This window comes from Mycobacterium sp. DL (assembly GCF_039729195.1).
Classification (GTDB): Bacteria; Actinomycetota; Actinomycetes; order Mycobacteriales; family Mycobacteriaceae; genus Mycobacterium; species Mycobacterium hippocampi_A.
Map to the genome: position 1 here is coordinate 921,425 of NZ_CP155796.1, position 19,023 is coordinate 940,447.

Sequence of the window (19,023 nt, forward strand, 5' to 3'; positions counted from 1 at the left end):
AAACATGAACGAAACTCCCCGTGAGACACAGGTATTGGATGCAGTGGTGTCCCTCGTGGACAGCCTGCTCGTCGACTTCGACGTGATGGATCTGTTGACCGACCTCACCGAACGCAGTGCGGAGTTGCTCGACGTCGCCGCCGCCGGGTTCCTGCTCGCCGATCCGTTCGACCAGCTCCAACTGCTGGCTGCCACCACCACGCAGGCCCACGGCCTGGAGCTGTTCGAGCTGCAGACCGAAGAGGGTCCGAGCCTGGACTGCTACACCACCGGTCAACCGGTCTCGGTCGCTGACCTGGGAACGGCGGTGCGACGCTGGCCCAGGTTCGTTCCCGCAGCGGTGGACGCCGGCTTTGCTTCCGTGCATGCCGTGCCGATGCGTGCGGCCGGACTCGTGTTGGGCACGCTCGGACTGTTCGGCACGCGGCCGGGTGCGCTCAGCGACGCGGACCTTCTTGTCGCGCAGACCCTTGCGCACATCGCATGCGTGACGATCCTGCAGGGGCAGGCGCCGACACCGGCGACCGTGCTGCCGCAGCTGCGCTCCGCGCTGACGAGCCGTGTCGTCGTGGAGCAGGCCAAGGGATTCCTGCGCGAGATCCTCGACCTGTCGGTGGAGGAATCCTTCGATCTGCTGCGTTCCTACTCACACGCCAAGGGTGAACACCTCACCGAGATCGCCCGCAGGCTGATGACCGACCGGCACTCCCGGCCGGTGATGATCGCCGACCTCACCGAGTTCGCCCATCGGACGATGCGTTAGGGGCGGTGCCGGGCTCGGGCGCGCCGCACGGCCTCGTCCACCAGCCGCTCGGCGAGCACAGCGAGCTTGATGTTCTCCGCCTGGCTCATCCGCTTGAGCCGGTCGACCGCCTCTTCGGCGGTCGCTCCCGTGCGGCTGCGCATGATGCCGACCGCCTGGTCGATCACCGCGCGGCTGGCCAGGGCTCGCTGCAGATGTTCGGTCCGTTCCCGGGCGCCGGCCAGCAACTGCGCGTTGTGCACCGACACCGCGGCCGGTCCGGCGAACTGAGAACCCAATGCGACGGCATGGTCGCCGAACGCATCTCGGGTGTGGGCGTAGGCGTTGATCGCGCCGATCACGTGATGTCCCACCATCAGCGGCACTGACAGCGCCGAGTGCACCGCCATCCGGGCCACCCTGCCACCGAACCGCGGCCAGCGGTCGTCGCTGCCGAGTGAGCCGCTGACGGTCACGCGCCCCGACTCCATGCAGGTGATGCACGGACCCTCATGCAGTTCGTCGTACTGCACGGCGTCGATGGCACCGACGAACTCCGCAGTGGCGGAAACCATCTGGACCTGCAGCGGATTGTCGTGGCTCTGCAGCAACACCACGCTCGCGCCGTCGACACCGGGAATGGCGTGTGTCGCAAACGCGGCCACATCGCGCAACAGTTCGCGGACACCGCGGGCGCCGGCCACCATTCCGGCGACCCCGCTCAGCCCTGTTTGCAGGTCGGTCTGGTCGGCTCTGCGTTGCGAAGCCGACAGATCTTCGTGGGGGACCCGACCGGGCTGCGGGTCGTAATCAGCCATGGTGCTTAGACGGTACCCGCCCCTGGCCGGGCTGAAAGCTTGTCTCGGTCAGCTCACCAGCGCGAGCGCGTGGGCGCGGCGCAGCTTGCCCGATGGTGTCTTCGGGATGGTTCCCGGTGCAAGCACCACCACGTTGCGCGGTCGCACGTCCACCTCGGCAAACACCTCGTGGGCGACCTGCCGTTCGACCCGGCGGACCTGGGCCTCGTCGGCGTAGTCCTTGCACTCCACCGCCACCGCGAAGGTCTCCCGCGACCGACCGGCGTCCAGTCGCACCGCGACGGCGCATCCCGGCCGCACCCCGTCGACGCGACTGGCGGCGCGCTCGATGTCGGTGGGGTAGATGTTGCGGCCGGCCATGATGATGACGTCCTTGAGGCGGCCGCACACGACCACGTCGCCGTTCTCGGTCAGATAGCCGAGGTCGCCGGTGTCGTACCAGCCGCGCTCGTTCTGGGCGGCGATGAATCCGCCCACCGTCGTATAACCCTTGGTGACCGGTTCGCCACGCACCTCGATCACACCGACGCCGCGGGCGTCGAGTTCGGCGCCGTCCTCGTCGACGACCCGCAGCTCCAGGCCGTCCAAAGGCTTGCCGAGCGCGACGAGCCTACGGGTGTGCCCCTTGGTCGCCGGCACGGCACGATGCAGGACCGCGAGCAGGTCGGCGTCGACCTCGTCGACGACCATGCCGCCGCCGCACTCCGAGAACGACACCGCCACCGTCGTCTCGGCCATGCCGTACGCCGGGATGATCGCCTCGGGCTTGAGGCCGAACGGAGCGCCGGCCTCGCAGAGATCCTCGACGTCGAGCGGGTCCACCTGCTCGGCGCCCGAGAGCGCCCACCGCAGCGAGGACAGGTCGAACTCGCCGGGGGTGGCCTGGCGGCGCAACCGCTTGGCCAACAGGTTGTAGGCGAAGTTCGGCGCGGCCGTCATGGTGCCCTTGTATTTGCTGATCAGCTTGGGCCACAACAGGATATCGCTGAGGAAATCCATCGGCGTGACCTTCACCAGCTCGGCGCCGTAGTACATCGGCACCGTCAGGTAACCCGTCATGCCCATGTCGTGGAAGCAGGGCAGCCAGCTGACGATGACGTCGTTCTCGATGTCGAAGTCGCAGCCGATGGTCATGGCGTCGGCGTTGGCCACGATGTTGGCGTGGCTGATCTGGACGGCTTTGGGAGACCCGGTCGATCCGGAGGTCAGCTGCATCAGCGCGATGGCGTCGTCGTCGGTGTCGACCGGATCGATCGGATCGGCGGCGAGCAGGTCCTCGATGGTCAGCACCGTCATGCCCAGCCCCGCCAGCACCGGCGCGGCGGCCATGAACGGGTCGGAGATGACCACGGCTCTGGCCGCGATCATGGAGATGACGGCCGTGGTCTCCTCGGCCCAGCGCACCAGGTCGGTGCGGGGCGTGGGCTGGTGCACCATGGTCGCGGACGCGCCGCGCATCCAGATGCCCTGGGCCGTAGGCGCGATCTCCACCGGTGCACCGGCCAGCACGGCGACGGCGTCGCCGGGCCCGATGCCCGCGGCGGCCAGTCCGCCGGCCACCCGGCGGGCGCGCTCATGCACTTCAGCCCACGACTGGCGGACTGGCGCGTGCGGCTCACCGGTGATGAGGCCCTTGGTGCTGTTTTGGGCGTTGGCGTACATGGTCTCGGTAAATCGGCTCATGGAAGCCCCTAATGCATTGGCGCGTGGGCGCCTGTGATCTGTGCCCTGCGGACAACGTGGTCCGTCAGGTTTTGCGCGAGCCGCTGAAGTTCGACTGCCGCCGCCCGGCGATGGGCTGCGGTACCGCGTGACCTCCTCGCGTCTACTCCAGACGGTCCCCGATCCGAACGGATCGAGGGTCGCGACATGTCAGACGCGCTGACTGTACCGGCTTTAGTGCCAAGGACGGTTGCTACATGTCCGATGCGACACGGATTGTTACGAGGTTGGGAACGTTGCGACATCAAAACCCCAGCGTGGGGACACAAACGTGGATGGTCGGCTGACGTCGAGATCGGCAGGGACGACATATCGCCGCCGAGACGTTTCCGCGAGGCTGGGAACCAACCCGGGTGGATCTTAACGTGAGGTACCCGTTTGCGGGTGCGGCACGCGCGTCGTCGTTCTGGTTGTCGGAAGCGCCATATCGCCTCCGTTATCGCTCGGTGGCCAGGGGCATTCGGTCCGGATCGTCGGTGGTGGGGTCGTCCCGGTGCGTAATCCGTGGCCGTGCGGGTCGGGAACTGACTCATCAGTAACCAAAAGCCCAAAGACGCCCGGGAGGGCGGTTAGCCACGGTAAGCATTTAGCCATGGGTGCGGGGTCTCACGTGGGTCGAGTCGGTGGTTTGGCAGTGGCACTGGGAATCGGTGCCGCGGTTCTTGTCGGAGCGGGTGCGGCGGCGGCGGACGAGGGATCAGGGTCCGCTTCGAGCGGCCCGTCTGCCTCGGCATCGACGTCCGAGTCGTCTGCCAACCCCAAGCGCACCAAGACCCGGGATGCGGCGGACGCCGCGGCCGGCGGCTCTGACTCCTCCGAGTCTAATGCCTCCGACGCTGATGACGACGCCGACGAGGCTGAGGACGGCGCCGACGACGTCGCTGACGTGGATGAGGACGTCGCGGAACGCGGCAACGACGATGCGACGGATGACGAAGCCGAGGAGCCCGTCGACGAGGTCGAGGACATCGTCGAAGAGCCGGCTGAGGAGCCGGTCGAAGAGCCGGTTGAAGTCGCTGAGCCGGTGGAGGTCGCCCCCGTCCAGGTCGATCCGGTCGTGGAGTCGGACGTCGAAGCCGACGAGCCCGTCGAGCCCGTCGAGCCCGTCGAGCCTGTCGAGCCCGTCGACGAGGCTGCGCCGATCGAGGTCGTGACAACCGAGCTCTCCACGGTCAGCCCGCCGGAGGAGTCTTTAGACGCGACCGGCAACCCCGCTGTTCCGGCGTTGACGTCGCTGGTGATGTCGCTGGTCGCCGCGGGCCGCGAGGTGACGGGCGAGACCCCGGCCGTGACGGCGACGGAGGTCGGCACCAGCCTGGCGGTGGCGGCCGCCGAGCAGTACCCGGTCCCGACCGGCGTCGAGATCATCGAGTGGACCCCGCCGCTGGAGTGGCTGCAGCGGATCCCGGTGCTCGGCGAATTGATCGTGACCCCGATAGTCGGGCTGCTGCATGTGATCCCGTTTGTCGGTGACATCCTGCATCCGGTGATCGGCTTCCCGATCGACCACGATGCTCCGGAGGGCAGCCCGAGACCCCGCAGTTTCATCGTCAAGTCGTTCGACGGCACCAACATCTTCGTCAACTTCATGCCCGCCAAGGGATTGGAGGCGGGGGAGAAGGCGCCGACGGTGCTGTCCGGTTCAGGCCTCGGTCTGCCCGGCTCGACCACGCTGGAGCTGAAGACCGACAGCTTCCTGCCCAACGACGTCATCGGCATCGGTGCGCTGCGGGAGGCGGGCTACAACGTCGTCACCTGGGATCCGCGTGGTGAATGGCGTTCCGGTGGCCGGATGCAGTTGCAGTCGCCGGATTTCGAGGGCCGCGATGTCTCGCACATCATCAGCCATCTGGCGACGCTGGCCGAAGTCGAACTCGACGCAGCCAATGATCCGAAGCTCGGCATGGTCGGTGCCTCCTACGGCGGCGGTATCCAATTGGCCACGGCGGCAATCGATCACCGCATCGACGCGATCGTGCCGACGATCGCGTGGAACAGCCTCGACAATGTGCTGTTCCCCGACGGAGCGGTGCGCAGCGGGTGGGGAACGCTTCTGAGCGCCGTGCTGGTCGCCACGCTGTCGCGGCCGAACGAGCGGATCCTGCCCGCAGCGATCATCGGCATCCTCACCGGCAAGGTCGCGCAGGCCGACCTCGATCTGCTGATCGATCGCGGGTACGCCGACCAGATCGGTGACATCACTGCGCCGACGCTGCTGATCCAGGGCACGGTTGACACCCTGTTCACGCTGGAGCAGGCCGACCTCAACGCCAAGGCGCTGATCGCGGCCGGAACGACGACAAAAGTGTTGTGGTACTGCGGCGGTCACGGCGCGTGCCTGAGTAGCTACAACAACGGCGACGTCGTCGTCGGCCGGACGCTGGACTGGCTGGACCACCATGTCAAGGGCGAGGACGTGGACACCGGCGCGCAGTTCGAGTGGGTGGATCAGAACGGCGACCTGTTCTCCTCGGACACCTACCCGGTGGCGACGGGGGAGGCCGTCACGGCCAGTCGCGACGACGACAAGTCCATTCTCATCTTCCCGTTCATCGGCGGATCGGGCCCGAGCCCGTTCGGCATCACCCGAGGGCTGATCGCGGCGCTGCTCGGATTGCCCTCGGCGGCACCGGCTCTGAACGCGGTCAACCTGAAGGTTCCCGATGCCACGGCGACGACCCACATCGTGGGTGCGCCGGAGTTGACGCTGACCTATTCGGGCACCGGCAGCGCGAAGCATGTGTACGCGCAGATCGTCGACGACGAGACCGGTCTGGTGCTGGGCAACCTGGCCACCTCGATTCCCGTTGAGCTGGATGGTGATTCGCACACCGTCACAGTGCCGCTGGACCAGGTGGCGCACACGCTGCAGCCAGGTCAGTCGGTGACCGTGCAGGTGATGACCTCGACGTTCAACTTCCTGAACTTCTACTCCTATGGCGCGATCACGGTCGAGGGGATGTCGGTGAAGCTGCCGACGCTGGCCGCCGCCCAGGTGACGCAGGTCGCTGCCTAGCCGCCGCGGCGTTGAGACTGCGCTGGCGGCGGGGTTTACTCACATTTCTCCGCCGTGGTCGCAGTCTCAACGGGAGTCAGGCAGTGACAACCCGCCGCGCAGTGACGTCCGGAAGGTGGCGCTCAGCGAGTTCGTAGTCGGCGTCGTCGTGGAGCACCACCAGTCCTCTGGCGGCCGCCGTCCCGCAGACGAGTAGATCGACGACCGACAGCGCGCGTGCCGCACCAACGCGCGCGAGGCGGCGTTGTGCCGAATCAATCCACTGCCACACCGATTTGGAGACCGGCACATCGGGGTAGACGTCGCGGAACATCGTGTTCATCTGGTCGAATTCGTCGGAGTTGCGCGCTGATCGCCGGAACTCGGCGCGTTGCGGTTCACACGAACCCACCGCCCCGCTGAGCAGAGGGACGCTCCAAGCCTCGGTGAGTTCGGCGTGCCGTTGCAGACGCCAGACTGCTGACGAGTCCACCAGGAACTGGATCAAATCCCGGTGGCCTTCTCGTCGGCGCGCGCGGCGAGCCAGCCTTCGTAGTCCCAATTCTGTGCCTCGGCGCGGGACCGCGCCAGCGCCTCTGCCCGGCGGAACCGGGCCACATAGTCACGCATGGCGAGGTTGACGGCCTCTTTCTTGGTGTGCACCCCGGCGAGCTTCATGACCTCGGCCAGCGCTTCGTCGTCGAGGTCGATCTGGGTCACGGTCACAGCGCGCTCCCTCGATGTTGGCGATGTTGGTCGTCAGCATACATCGCCAACATGCCCCGTTGAGACTGTTCTGGCGGCGCGGGCCACTCAGTTTTTCCCGCCGTGGATGCAGTCTCGACGGGAGAATTGGTGCGCCTGGGCCTGTCGTGGGTGCGAAAGAATCAGAACGTGCTGCCCTCTCGTTCGACGCTGGAAAGCTGGCGCCCGGATACTCTCTCGACGTCATCAGCAGCCGTTCAATCCGGTGGTGACGGGGTGCGTGATGCGGTTTCGGCGATCGATGAGGCGTGCGAGCGGTTTCCCGAGGTGCAGGCGTGGTCAGGCCCTGCGCACGACGCGGCAGACGCAATGTTCGGGCGCGCAGACCTGCAGGCCCACCGCTTTCACGACTATGTCAGCGCCGTCGCGACCGCGCTCAGCGAAGGCGCTGAATCGATCGGGGCTGCGAGCAGACCGTTGCTCTCCCATGCCGACGCACTCGACGCCGGGGCGTTGAATGTGACCGACCAGTGGGTCGTGCTCGTCGACCCCGTGTACGTGTCCGAAGAGGAGATGGCCCAGTTGCAGGCGGTCGCGATGAAGGAGCAGGCCGTGGTCAACACGATGGTGGTCGCCGTCGGCGACGCCGATAATGCGACGGCGGACGCGGTCGTGGCGGCAGGCGAGAAGTTCGGATTCGTCAAGGAAAGCGGACCCGACGCCGATCTGGCCGGCCTGCTGTTGCCCATGGATCGGCGCCCCGCCGATCAGGTGCCTGATCCGCGATCGCCGGTCGGCATGATCGCCCAGGAAGCGATCCGGTCGGCAGATGAGCAGCAGAACATCCGCGAAGTCACCTACTCGACCGACGAGTACGGAAACGAGGTGACGACGGCCGTCAAGCAGGACGGCAGCAAGACTGTCAGCTACCGCATGGACCCTTACGACGACACGAGCAAGATGAACTTCTTCATGATGGAGGAGTTCGACAAGAACGGAAACTTCATTGCGCGCACGAGCTCGTGGCACGAGATGGTCAACGACGTCGACTACACGTCGATCACCTACGCCGACGGCTCGAACCTGACGATGTCGATGGACCCGACGGGCCACCGGAACGCCGGGTTCACCACAGCGGACGGCAGGCACAGCGCGGTCCCTGTCGAGTTGATCGACAGCCTCTCGTTGGCGACCACCTCGGGAATGTCGGGGTTGGAGAAGCACATTGCGCGCGGCGGCTCGTTGCCGATGATCACCGCCGATTCGGTCGACAACATCGGCAAGACCATGAAGTTCGGCGGTCCGGCGCTGACGGCCGCGACGACGGTGTTCGACATGGTGATGGCCGACTCTGGTAAGGACAGGTGCGTCGCGCTGGTTGCGGGTGTCGCGAGTGGTGCCGGCGGCTGGGGTGGTGCGGAACTCGGTGCGGCCGCTGGGCTTGTCGGTGGCCCCCTGGCACCCGTGACGGTTCCGGGCGGGGCCATCCTCTTCGCGTTCTTTGGGGGACTCGGCGGCTCGAAACTCGGCAAGTTCATCGGTGATGTCGTATGTCCGTACTAGAACTGCCGGAGCCCGCGGGATGGCGTGGCGGACGCACGTTCCTCAAGGTGGCGATTGTCGCCACGGCCGGCGTGGCGGCGGGTTACGCCTACCTCGGCGTGGCTGCGGCGACCCGCGGAAACTTCCTGACTACAGCCGTGACGATCGGGTGGGCGGCCTTCTTGCTGACCTTCGTGGTGGCGATGCTGTTGGTCGCTGGTGGCCGAACTGCCGCGCGGACCACCAGCGATGCAACGGGTTTCACGATCTGGCCGGATAAGCGGTTCAGCATCGTGATGCTCGTCGGCGTAGTGGCGGCGATACCGAGTTGCATGCTATTCAGTGTCTGCGCACCCTTTGGTGTCATTGAATTCGCCAATACCCGTATTTCGCAGTCGGTTTGGCCCGTCGCTACGGGATTCGTCGCGTTTGTTGGAATCACTGGCTTGATCACTGCCTGGCGTCGCGGCGGAGTGGGACACGTCAAGTTGACCCCGGCCATGATCGAGAACGCGGACATCCTCAAGACCAGAGTCTTTGAGTGGGATGACGTGGTTGACGTCGCCGACCACGCGGAATCGAAGAAGGCCCGCCGAGCGGTGGTGCTTCGCCTGCGGGACGGCCACGAAGAGATCATCAGCGTCGCCGACATCTACCTGCCCCGGGGCGTGGCGCTGTATTGGCTGGTGCGGCACTACTGGCGACACCCCGAGGACCGGACGGAGTTGGTGGACGCGCGGGCGGCCCAGCGCCTTCATGACGGTCGATTCGACCTGGCCTAGCGGCGTTGAGACTGCGCTGGCGGCGGACCCCGGCGTTGAGGCTGCGCTGACGGCGGGGTTTACTCACATTTCTCCGCCGTGGTTGCAGTCTCAACGGAGGTTGCCGCCGTGAATGCAGTCTCAGCGGGAGAGGTCAGGTGTCGAGGGAGACAGCGCCGTCGCGCCACGTGTCGAGGATGTCGTCGACACGGCCGCGCACTCGGAGGCGGGCGTCGTCGCGATCAACCCCGGACATCAGCAGGTCGTCGTAGTCGGTGTCGACATGTCGGACCGATGCGGTGACGGCGAGGCGGATCGCATCGGCGTCCAGGTTGCGGCCCGCGGCGCTGCGTCCGACGCGACCGCTGCCGCGCACAGCGGCGTGGTAGGCGATGGCCTCGGCGCGGGCGGGTGGGCAGCCGGGGAACTGTGCGCGGATCGCGACGGCGAACTCCACGCGGAACTTCTCGTCGGCCTCGGCGCGGTAGATCTGGTCTCGCGCTCGCTGCGTGGCGCGGACGTCGGCGTCCTCGAGGCACTGCCGGGCAGCGGCTTCGATCGCGTCGTTCTCGGCCAGAATGCCTTGGCGCTCATAACGATTGCGCCGTAAATTCCAGCGGACGACCACCGCCGAGAGCTGGCTCGCCTTCTTGGCGCGACGGGTCAGCGCGGCGTCCCCCGAGGGCAGGAACACCAGATGGCCGAGGTCGGCGCAATCCAGACACAGCGCACCGGAGTTCGTCTTGAGGAGCAGATCGCCGCTCTCGTCGCCGCAGGAGGAACAGGTGAAAGCGTTGATCGCCGAGATCACGGTGAACCGCTGCGACGGTGCTCGCAGCCTCTCGGGTGCGGGTTGCTCGGTCGCCGCCCAGCGGACGCGAAAGGCACGGTCGAGGGTGGCGTCGCCGTCTGCGGTGAACTGCAGCTCGCCGTAATCCGTCTCCCACGACTTCAGGCCGTGGCCCTCCGCCCAGGCGCGCAGGGCATCGAGGGCCTCGAGCGTCCGAGCAGCGTCGACCTGTACGCCGAGGTCCAGAGAAGTGACGCGGCCCCGCTCCCACCGTTCGACATTCGCCGCCGCGAGCCACCCGAGGCCGACCAGGACGTCGATGGGCGTGACGAATCGCTGCTCGGCCAACGCGGCCTCAGCAATGTGTGCGACGCGAGTCTCCAAACGTGCCATGGCACCTCCGAGGGTAATTCGGCGGTCCGACAGCAGTGCGTCGCTACCTTTCAGACCGCGTCCACGGCGGGGTCTACTCGCACGTTGTCGCCCTGCACGCAGCCTCAACGTGGGGCAAGGGGGTGTAGCCTGGGAGAAGCTGGTAGTTCCAGCAGTCCGGTAGAGATCAGTTTCTGCGCTCACGCGCTGATCTTCCCGAGTCTTCACACACGCCGGTACGCCGGTGGCGATAGCCCAGTCGGGATAATCTTGAATGCAGCACCGCTTGTCAACCATTTAGCCGCTCCCTTTGGGATGCAAAGCTTTTCGTATCTGCCGAGTTTCGGGGTTCTGAGCACGTACGCGCCGACAGCATGCGGCCTGGCGACCTTCAGCGCCGCCTTGGCCGGGGGCCTGTCCGCGAGGGGCGTCGACGTCAAGATCGTCCGCATCGCCGACGGCACCCCGTCGGAGAGCGCCGACGTCACCGGCGAGCTCGTCAACGGCTCGGCGCCGTCCGTCGCGGCCGCCTCGGAGTTGCTCAACCGCAGCGATGTCGCCCTCATCCAGCACGAGTACGGCATCTACGGCGGACCTGACGGCGACGAGGTCGTCGAGATCATGAAGGGCCTGCGGGTGCCGTCGATCGTCATCACCCACACGGTGCTGAAAGATCCGACACCACACCAACGTTCGGTGCTCAACGAAGTGCTGGCGCTGGCCGACCAGGTGGTCGTGATGTCCGAAGCTGCCCGCGAACGTCTGTGCGCCGGCTTCACCGTCGATCACCGCAAGGTCACCACGATCCCGCACGGTGCGGCGCTGCCCACCACAGCCGCGCTGATGCGTTCGGGCCGGCCGACGATCCTGACCTGGGGCCTGCTGGGCCCGGGCAAGGGCATCGAGCGCGTCATCGACGCGATGGCCACGCTGAAGCACCTCCCGCAGAATCCGCGGTATCTGATCGCCGGTCGCACCCACCCGAAGGTGCTCGCCTCCCAGGGCGACGTCTACCGCGACGCTCTGATCGCGCAGGCGGAGCGCCTCGGGGTCGCCGATTCGGTGTTCTTCGATTCGGCGTACCGCACCCCCGAAGCATTGACGACCCTGATGCAGGCCGCCTCCGTCGTGGTGCTGCCCTATGACTCGAAGGACCAGGTCACCTCCGGGGTGCTGGTCGATTCCGTCGCCAGCGGACGGCCTGTTGTCGCCACCGCGTTCCCGCACGCCGTCGAACTGCTCGGCAGCGGTGCGGGCACCGTCGTCGACCACGACGACCCCGCCGCGATGGAGAGCGCCCTGCGCCGGATGCTCACCGATCCGCGGGTCGCCGGTTCGATGGCTTCCGAGGCACGCGGGCTTGCGCCGGCGATGGCGTGGCCAGTGGTTGCCAATGCGTATGTGGTTGTGGCACAACGGCTCATCGCGGCTCGTTTGGCAGCGGCATGACCGCGCCGGTGTTCACCCACCTGCTGCGCATGACCGATCACCGCGCGACGTTCGAGCATGCGCTGTTGACCGAACCGCGCCGCGAGCACGGCTACTGCACCGACGACATGGCCAGGGTGCTCGTTGTCACCACGCGGCAGCCGGAATCCGAGGGTGTGATCAACGGCCTCGCCGGTAAGGCGCTGACTTTCCTGAACGAAGCCCAGTCCTACGACGGCACCTGCCGTAACCGCATGGACAGCGGCGGCCACTGGACCGACACTCCGAGCACCGACGACCACTGGGGTCGGGCCGTGTGGGGCCTCGGCACCGCGGCCGCCCACAGCGACGTCAGCATGGTTCGCCGACTGGCGACCATCCAGTTCGAACGCGCGACCCACACCAGGTCACCGCACCCGCGGGCGATGGCGTTCGCCGCGATCGGCGCCGCCGAACTCCTCGGCCACGAACCCGGCCACGTCGAGTCCCGCACGTTGCTGACCGACTACGCCGCATCTCTCCCGCCCGCCGCCGTCGACCCCGAGTGGTTGTGGCCGGAGCCGCGGCTCACCTACGCCAACGCGGTGCTCGCCGAGGCGATGATCGCCGCCGGCGTGGCGCTGGAGGACTCTGAGCTGCGACAGCGGGGCCTGGACGCGCTGGAATGGCTGCTGAACTTCGAGACCGCCGACGGCCACCTGTCGCCGACCCCCGACGGGGGCTGCGGACCGGATGACGTCCGGCCCGCGTTCGACCAGCAGCCGATCGAGGTGGCCAGCCTGGCCGACGCGTGCGCGCGCGCCGCGGCCACCGACCCGCGGGCGCTGTGGCCCGACGCCATCCGCTCAGCTGCCGCGTGGTTCCACGGTGACAACGACCTCAAGCTGCCGATGTGGGATCCGGAGACCGGTGGAGGCTACGACGGGTTGCACGCCGACCGGGTGAACCTCAACCAGGGCGCGGAGTCCACCCTCGCCGTGATCTCGACGATGCAGCAGGCGCAGCGCTTTTCGACTGTCACCCAGTGACGGCGACGACGCGGCCCGAGCTCGTCACCCGCAGTGCACAGCGGCTCACCGCTGATCCCAGCCGGGTGATCACCCGGCTGTTCGTGCCCGGCCAGGAGGGTTTCGAGTCCCAGGAGTCCCGCGCAGGGGCGGTGCTCTCGCGGATCCTGGCTCTGACCGACGATGACGTGCGCGCGACGCTGCACGACGTGATGACCCGCTTCGACGCCCGGCACCGCGACCTGGAGGGCACTTTCCGCAGGCACGCCAGCGAGCTGGCCGACCGTCTCGATCCCAATCGCGAGTTCACCGAGGCACGAATGTTGTTGCTGGGGGCGACATTCACCAACGAGTACGCCATCGAGGGTGCGGCGCTGTGCAATCCGAGCATGGTCGCGCACCCCGATCAGTCCGGCATGGCCGCGGGAAGTCTGCGGTTCGTGATGAGCGTGCGGGGGATCGGGGAGGGACATCGGTCGACGATCGGGTTCCGGACCGGTGTCGTCGACGCGGCGGGGGTCCCCACGATCGACGAACCTGCGCCGTATGCCTCGACGGGACGCGTTGAACCCGCCCTGCTCGACGCCGCGGTGTTCCGCGCCGAACTCAGCAGGCAGGACCGCGCCGGTGAGGCTGCGGACTACATCTTCGACGCGCTCGGGGACCTGTTCACCCGATCCGATCTCGACGAGCGCCTCGACAGCCTGCGGGCTCACCTGCGCACCCGGGGCCAGGCCGAAGGCACCATCGACATCGTTCGCGACATCGCGTCACGCTGCTACGCCGTCGAATTCCGTGACGATGTGACGCTGTCCGAGCGGGTGCTGTGGTCGGCGACGGAAGCCGAGCAGGCGGGCATGGAGGACGCACGTTTTGTCCGGTTCGTCGACGACGACGGCTCGGTCACCTACTACGCCACCTATACCGCCTACAGCGGATCACACATCAGCCAACAGTTGCTGGAGAGCACCGATTTCCAGTCGTTCACCTCGGTGCCGCTGGTCGGACGGGCCGCGGCCAACAAGGGCCTGGCGTTGTTCCCGCGCCGCATCGGCGGCCGGTACGCCGCGATGTCGCGATCGGACCGCGAGACCAACACTGTCGCGTTCGCCGATCACCGGTCGGTCTGGACGTCGGCATCGCCGTGTCAGCAGCCGACCGAGGTGTGGGAGACGCTGCAACTCGGAAACTGCGGTCCGCCAATCGAAACCGATGCGGGCTGGATGGTGCTCACCCACGGCGTCGGGCCGATGCGCACCTACAGCATCGGGGCGATCCTGCTCGACCTCGACGACCCGACCAGGGTGATCGGCCGGCTGCGACGGCCCCTGCTGACCCCGGCGCGCGACGAGCGGAACGGCTACGTGCCCAACGTCGTCTACTCCTGCGGTGCGCTCGTCCACGCGGAAACGCTGGTGATTCCGCACGGCATCGGTGACAGCGCCATCGGCATCGCGACGGTTCCGCTGGCCGAATTGTTAGCTGCCTTCGCCGAATAGCGCGGGTGTCGTCGCTCACCCGTTTACCAGCGCCGGCGGCGGGTATTCTGAACTCACCCGCCGACTCCTCGGTCGACCGGTCACCAACAACTTTTCGGTTCCAGGGTGAGATCCACGCCCTCAGCGCTGGATCTATCAAGGAACATCGACATCGCCATCACCGACATCGCCAGGTACACCCATCTCAGCCCCGCGGACATCGAACGTCTCGGGAGCGAGCTCGACGAGATCCGCAGCGACATCGAGCAGTCACTCGGCGCCTCCGACGCCACCTACATCCGGCGCACCATTCTGTTCCAGCGGACGCTCGATGTGGCGGCGCGGCTGCTGATCGCCGGCACCCGGTCGAAGGCCGGCTGGGCGTTGGGCACCGCGGCGCTCGGGTACGCCAAGAGCGTCGAGAACATGGAGATCGGGCACAACGTCTCCCACGGCCAGTGGGATTGGATGAACGACCCGGAGATCCACTCGAGCACGTGGGAGTGGGACATGGTCGCGGTGTCGTCGCAGTGGAAGTCGGGACACAACTACCGCCACCACGTCTTCAGCAATGTGCTCGGCGAGGACGACGACCTCGGGTTCGGCGTGATGCGGGTGACGCCGGATCAGCCGTGGCAGCGTAAGCATCTGCTGCAGCCGCTGCAGAACCTGCTCCTGGCGCTGACGTTCGAGTGGGGCATCGCCCTGCACGACGTGGACCTGGCACGGACGAACCCGTCGCGACGGGCGCAGGTGAAGACGCTGGTGGGCAAGATAGGCCGACAGGGGTTCAAGGACTACCTGCTGTGGCCCGCGCTGAGCCTGAAGCGGTGGCGCCGGACCCTGGGCGCGAACGCCGTGGCCAACCTGGCCCGCAACCTGTGGGCGTACGTGGTGATCTTCTGCGGACACTTCCCGGACGGCACCCAGAAGTTCACCCCCGACGTCCTGCAGTCCGAGACCAGGGCCGAGTGGTACCTGCGGCAGATGCTGGGTGCGGCCAACTTCAAGGCCGGCAAGCTGCTGGGCTTCTCCAGCGGCAACCTGTGCTACCAGATCGAACACCACCTGTTCCCCGACCTGCCGAGCAACCGGCTCGCCGAGATCGCCGACCGGGTGCGACCGTTGTGCGAGAAGTACGGTCTGCCGTATCTGACGGGATCGCTTGCGCACCAATATGGTTCGACGCTCGGCATCATCCACCGGCTGGCGTTGCCGGACAACTTCTTCGGCCGGGACGCGGACGTCTCGCAGATCCGCCCGCGGCGGCGGCAACTGAAGGCGGGGTCGCGTCGGCGCTCAGCTTTGCGCGCCGCTTAACTTTTGGCGTTGACACTGCGCTGGCGGCGGGCGCCACTCGCACTTCTGCGCCCTGGACGCAGTCTCAACGGGGGTTAGGGAAGCCGCGCGCCCGTTGCGAGCTCCGCGTACTGGCGCATCAGCCGCAGCGCGGTCCGCCGGTTCATCGCGGGGTCGCGGGCGACGATGCGATAACCGAGATAGTCCTCCATCGACATCAACGTCATGGCGATGTCGCGGGCGGGGGAGCTAAGCACAAACGCCTTCTTCTTCCGGCCCGCGGTCAGGATCTGGGTGTAGAGGTCGACCTGGCGGTGATAGATGCCCTGCACGTCGCTGCGCTGGTCGAGTTCGAATCCGGCGGCCAGCACGGCGCGCCAGATCGCCCGCCATTCGGCGTCCTCGGGTCCGGACGGAAGCCCCGCGGCGATCGTCACCGCCAGTTGTGCGGCCGCGTCATCGGTGTCCTCGAGGGCGGCGAGTCGGGCGTCGTAGAACCGCACATCCGAGCGCAATGCCAGCTCGGAGAGCAGCTTGGCCATGTCCTTGAAGTAGTAGCGGACGGCGTTGGTGGTCAGCCCGAGTTCTTCGGCCACATCGGCCAGGCGCAGGGTCGCAAGGTCATGGCGCTCGATCAAAGCGATTGTGGCATCGAGGATCTCGCCTCGACGCTCGACTTGTCGGTTCGGCCGTGCCACGCGGTGACTGCTCCGTTTCCCGTCGGGTGGATGTGGTCCGAGGTTACCCGCTGATGAACCAATTCCGTCGTTGGGGTTGCGCATGCGTCCGACCGGGCGCATTATTTTCCGAATAGGAAAAGAACTATCTGACCTGGAGGCCCCTGTGCGGGCGAGAGATCTTGGCATCGTCATCGGCGAACATCCGCCGGGGCCGGACAATGCGATCACCGATGTGGCCGGGGTGCGCGTCGGGCACTGCACGCTGCAGGACGACGGCCCGCCCGCGGTGCACACCGGCGTCACCGTCGTCGTCCCGCATGACGACATCTGGACCGAACCTGTTTTTGCCGGCAGCCACCGACTCAACGGCAGCGGCGAGATGACCGGGCTGGAGTGGATCCGGGAATCCGGTGAGCTCACCTCGGCGATCGGGATCACCAACACCCACAGCGTGGGCGTCGTGCGCGACGCGCTGGTCGCCGCACAGGTGGCCGGCCGCGGTGACGGGGTGTACTGGTCGCTGCCGGTGGTGGGGGAGACCTACGATGGGCTGCTCAACGACATCAACGGCCACCACGTGAAGGCCGAACACGTCGCTGCCGCACTGGCCGACGCGCACAGCGGGCCGGTCGCCGAGGGGACCGTCGGCGGTGGCACCGGGATGATCTGCCACGGCTTCAAAGGCGGTATCGGCACCTCGTCGCGTGTCACCGAGACCGCCGCCGGCAGCTACACCGTCGGGGTGCTGGTGCAGGCCAATCACGGCCGCCGCGAACGCCTTCGGATCAACGGCATGCCCGTGGGCGAGCGGATCGGCGCGGACGTCGTCCCGCAGCCCGACATGCCGCGCCAGTACGAGCCCGGCTCGGGGTCGATCATCGTGATCGTCGCGACCGACGCGCCGCTGCTGCCGCACCAGTGCACCCGATTGGCGCAGCGAGCGGCGTTGGCGGTCAGTCGAATCGGCGGCAACGGCGAACAGTACAGCGGCGATCTGATGCTCGCCTTCGCGACCGGCAACCGCGGCATCCCGCCGTACGCCTGGGACGAGGACGCCAGTACCCCGCGACCCGAGGTCGCGCTGCGGATGGTCGCACCACAACTGATGACCCGGCTGTTCGATCTGACGATCGAGGCCACCGAAGAGGCGATCGTCAACGCGCTGGTCGCCGCCACCACCGTCACCGGCCGCAACGGCCTGACCGCGCACGCCCTCGACCACCACCTGCTCCAGCAGGCCCTCAACACCGATCAGGAGTCCCGATGAGCAACAACACAATTCCGGACACAGAGGGCCGGCTGCACGGCCGTCTCGGTGTCGTCAGCATCGTGTTCATGGTCGTCGCCGCGGCGGCCCCGCTGACCGTGATCGGCGGCAACATGCCGCTGGCGATGGGCATCGGCAACGGCGCCGGAGCACCGGTGGGCTTTGTGATCGCCGCGCTGGTGCTGCTGGTGTTCTCCGTCGGATTCGTCACGATGACACCCCACGTGCCCGAAGCGGGCGCGTTCTTCTCCTACGTCACCGTCGGGCTCGGCGAGCGGATGGGCAAGGGGATCGCGGTGGTCGCGCTGATCGCCTACACCGCGATCCAGGCCGGCATCTACGGCTACATCGGCTGGGCCATCGGGGACACCGTCGCGTTCTACAACGGACCCGTGATCCCCTGGCCTGTCTACTCTTTCGCGATCCTGGCGATCGTCGCGCTGCTGGGCTACCGGCACATCGACCTGTCGGCGAAGGTGCTCGGGGTGGCGCTGGCGCTCGAGATCGGCATCGTGGTGCTGCTGGACCTGGTGATCGTCGCCAACCCAGGCCCGGCCGGGCTGACGCTGACGTCGTTCACCCCGGAGGTCTTCGCCCACCCCGGCCTGGGCATCGCCGTGCTGTTCGCGCTGACCGGGTTCATCGGGTTCGAAGCCACCGCGGTGTTCCGCGACGAAGCGCGGGACCCGGAGCGGACGATCCCGCGGGCGACCTACGCCGCGGTGCTCATCATCGGCGGGTTCTACGCGGTGACGGCGTGGGCGTTCGTGGTGGCGATCGGTCCCGACCAGGTGGCGGCCGTCGCGCAGCAGACCCTCGACGGCGAGGGCAACATGTTGCTGGACACCACCGACGACGCGCTGGGCCGCATCGGCCGCGACGTCGTCAACGTGCTGCTGCTGACCAGCCTGTTCGCCTGTGTGCTGTCGTTCCACAACGTCATCGCCCGCTACCAGTTCGTGCTGGCGGGCAAGGGCCTGCTGCCGCAGCGGCTGGCCGGCGTGCACGGCAGCCACCAGTCACCGGCGTTCTCGTCGCTGGTGCAGACGGTGACCGCCGCGGTGATCGTCGGAATCTTCGCGGTCCTCGGAATCGACCCGCTGGTCGGGGTTTTCGGGTCGATGGCCGGGGTCGCGACGGTCGGCATGGTGTTGCTGATGCTGACCACCTCGGTCGCGGTGCTGGTGTACTTCGTGCGCAACCCGGACGCGGCCGGCGGGCGAGTGTGGCAGACGCGGATCGCGCCGGCGTTGGCCGTCCTCGGACTGCTGGGCAGTCTGTGGCTGGTGCTGTCGAACTTCACGCTGGTGACCGGTGGCAGCGTCGGACTCAGCGCGGTGCTGGCGGCGATCCCGTTCGTCGGGTTGATCGTCGGCGCGCTGGCGTGGCGCCCGGGCCGGTCTTTGCGTTGAGACCC

General features: G+C 67.3%; 14 protein-coding genes and 2 pseudogenes. 10 read left to right on the forward strand and 6 right to left on the reverse strand.

The features are described from left to right. Positions 1-4: 4 nt before the first annotated feature. Positions 5-763, forward strand: coding sequence for a GAF and ANTAR domain-containing protein (locus ABDC78_RS04520; protein ID WP_178359089.1), 759 nt, complete (start codon positions 5-7; stop codon positions 761-763). Here ABDC78_RS04520 and ABDC78_RS04525 read toward each other — a convergent pair. Together ABDC78_RS04525 and ABDC78_RS04530 are read right to left on the reverse strand one after the other, a co-directional pair. Beyond that, a complete protein-coding gene (locus ABDC78_RS04525; RefSeq protein ID WP_178359090.1) occupies positions 760-1,560 on the reverse strand; it encodes a GAF and ANTAR domain-containing protein in 801 nt (266 codons plus the stop codon). The two genes, ABDC78_RS04520 and ABDC78_RS04525, sit on opposite strands and share 4 nt — an antisense overlap. Before the next feature lie 48 nt (positions 1,561-1,608). Continuing rightward, entirely contained in the window at positions 1,609-3,243 is a 1,635-nt protein-coding gene (locus tag ABDC78_RS04530; RefSeq protein WP_178359091.1) for a fatty acyl-AMP ligase, read from the reverse strand. Positions 3,244-3,874: 631 nt separating this feature from the next. Between ABDC78_RS04530 and ABDC78_RS04535 the strand changes: the two genes are divergently transcribed. Next, entirely contained in the window at positions 3,875-6,298 is a 2,424-nt protein-coding gene (locus tag ABDC78_RS04535; RefSeq protein ID WP_178359092.1) for a CocE/NonD family hydrolase, read from the forward strand. A gap of 76 nt (positions 6,299-6,374) precedes the next feature. Here ABDC78_RS04535 and ABDC78_RS04540 read toward each other — a convergent pair. Together ABDC78_RS04540 and ABDC78_RS04545 are read right to left on the reverse strand one after the other, a co-directional pair. After that, positions 6,375-6,753, reverse strand: a pseudogene (locus ABDC78_RS04540) (VapC toxin family PIN domain ribonuclease). A gap of 100 nt (positions 6,754-6,853) precedes the next feature. Further along, positions 6,854-7,003: pseudogene (locus ABDC78_RS04545) on the reverse strand (type II toxin-antitoxin system VapB family antitoxin); the annotation flags it as partial. Between the two features lie 255 nt (positions 7,004-7,258). Between ABDC78_RS04545 and ABDC78_RS04550 the strand changes: the two are divergent. Together ABDC78_RS04550 and ABDC78_RS04555 are read left to right on the forward strand one after the other, a co-directional pair. After that, positions 7,259-8,545: a hypothetical protein gene (locus ABDC78_RS04550; protein WP_347133322.1), complete on the forward strand. Its 1,287-nt coding sequence runs from the start codon at positions 7,259-7,261 to the stop codon at positions 8,543-8,545. 47 nt (positions 8,546-8,592) lie between these two features. Further along, positions 8,593-9,306 (forward strand): hypothetical protein, encoded by a 714-nt coding sequence (locus ABDC78_RS04555; protein WP_347133323.1) that lies wholly within the window; start codon positions 8,593-8,595, stop codon positions 9,304-9,306. A gap of 133 nt (positions 9,307-9,439) precedes the next feature. Here the strand turns inward: ABDC78_RS04555 and ABDC78_RS04560 are convergent, their stop codons facing one another. After that, a complete protein-coding gene (locus tag ABDC78_RS04560; RefSeq protein WP_178359097.1) occupies positions 9,440-10,468 on the reverse strand; it encodes a DUF2293 domain-containing protein in 1,029 nt (342 codons plus the stop codon). 294 nt (positions 10,469-10,762) lie between these two features. On the opposite strand from ABDC78_RS04560, the gene ABDC78_RS04565 reads away from it, so the two are divergent. The 4 genes from ABDC78_RS04565 (at position 10,763) to ABDC78_RS04580 (ending at position 15,680) form a co-directional block, all read left to right on the forward strand. Then, positions 10,763-11,896, forward strand: coding sequence for a glycosyltransferase (locus ABDC78_RS04565; RefSeq protein ID WP_178359098.1), 1,134 nt, complete (start codon positions 10,763-10,765; stop codon positions 11,894-11,896). After that, complete coding sequence (locus tag ABDC78_RS04570; RefSeq protein ID WP_178359099.1) at positions 11,893-12,903, forward strand: glycosyltransferase; 1,011 nt, start codon at positions 11,893-11,895, stop codon at positions 12,901-12,903. The genes ABDC78_RS04565 and ABDC78_RS04570 overlap by 4 nt, the downstream gene beginning before the upstream one ends. Then, on the forward strand, positions 12,900-14,381 hold the full coding sequence (locus tag ABDC78_RS04575) for a glycoside hydrolase family 130 protein (protein WP_178359100.1): 1,482 nt from the start codon (positions 12,900-12,902) through the stop codon (positions 14,379-14,381). Before ABDC78_RS04570 ends, ABDC78_RS04575 begins: the two co-directional genes overlap by 4 nt. A 150-nt stretch (positions 14,382-14,531) precedes the next feature. Continuing rightward, positions 14,532-15,680, forward strand: a complete 1,149-nt coding sequence (locus tag ABDC78_RS04580; protein WP_178359123.1) for an acyl-CoA desaturase — start codon at positions 14,532-14,534, stop codon at positions 15,678-15,680. Between the two features lie 74 nt (positions 15,681-15,754). Here ABDC78_RS04580 and ABDC78_RS04585 read toward each other — a convergent pair whose 3' ends face one another. Next, entirely contained in the window at positions 15,755-16,357 is a 603-nt protein-coding gene (locus tag ABDC78_RS04585; RefSeq protein WP_347133324.1) for a TetR family transcriptional regulator, read from the reverse strand. 145 nt (positions 16,358-16,502) lie between these two features. Between ABDC78_RS04585 and ABDC78_RS04590 the strand changes: the two genes are divergently transcribed. Further along, a complete protein-coding gene (locus ABDC78_RS04590; RefSeq protein WP_347133325.1) occupies positions 16,503-17,606 on the forward strand; it encodes a P1 family peptidase in 1,104 nt (367 codons plus the stop codon). Next, positions 17,603-19,018, forward strand: a complete 1,416-nt coding sequence (locus ABDC78_RS04595; RefSeq protein ID WP_178359103.1) for an APC family permease — start codon at positions 17,603-17,605, stop codon at positions 19,016-19,018. The genes ABDC78_RS04590 and ABDC78_RS04595 overlap by 4 nt, the downstream gene beginning before the upstream one ends. Positions 19,019-19,023: the final 5 nt, after the last annotated feature.

What these genes read in the sequence shown, in the direction of transcription:
- ABDC78_RS04520 (WP_178359089.1), top strand. Translation starts at nt 5, where the DNA reads ATGAACGAAACTCCCCGTGAGACACAGGTATTGGATGCAGTGGTGTCC.
- ABDC78_RS04525 (WP_178359090.1), bottom strand. Translation starts at nt 1,560, where the DNA reads ATGGCTGATTACGACCCGCAGCCCGGTCGGGTCCCCCACGAAGATCTG.
- ABDC78_RS04530 (WP_178359091.1), bottom strand. Translation starts at nt 3,243, where the DNA reads ATGAGCCGATTTACCGAGACCATGTACGCCAACGCCCAAAACAGCACC.
- ABDC78_RS04535 (WP_178359092.1), top strand. Translation starts at nt 3,875, where the DNA reads ATGGGTGCGGGGTCTCACGTGGGTCGAGTCGGTGGTTTGGCAGTGGCA.
- ABDC78_RS04560 (WP_178359097.1), bottom strand. Translation starts at nt 10,468, where the DNA reads ATGGCACGTTTGGAGACTCGCGTCGCACACATTGCTGAGGCCGCGTTG.
- ABDC78_RS04565 (WP_178359098.1), top strand. Translation starts at nt 10,763, where the DNA reads ATGCAAAGCTTTTCGTATCTGCCGAGTTTCGGGGTTCTGAGCACGTAC.
- ABDC78_RS04570 (WP_178359099.1), top strand. Translation starts at nt 11,893, where the DNA reads ATGACCGCGCCGGTGTTCACCCACCTGCTGCGCATGACCGATCACCGC.
- ABDC78_RS04595 (WP_178359103.1), top strand. Translation starts at nt 17,603, where the DNA reads ATGAGCAACAACACAATTCCGGACACAGAGGGCCGGCTGCACGGCCGT.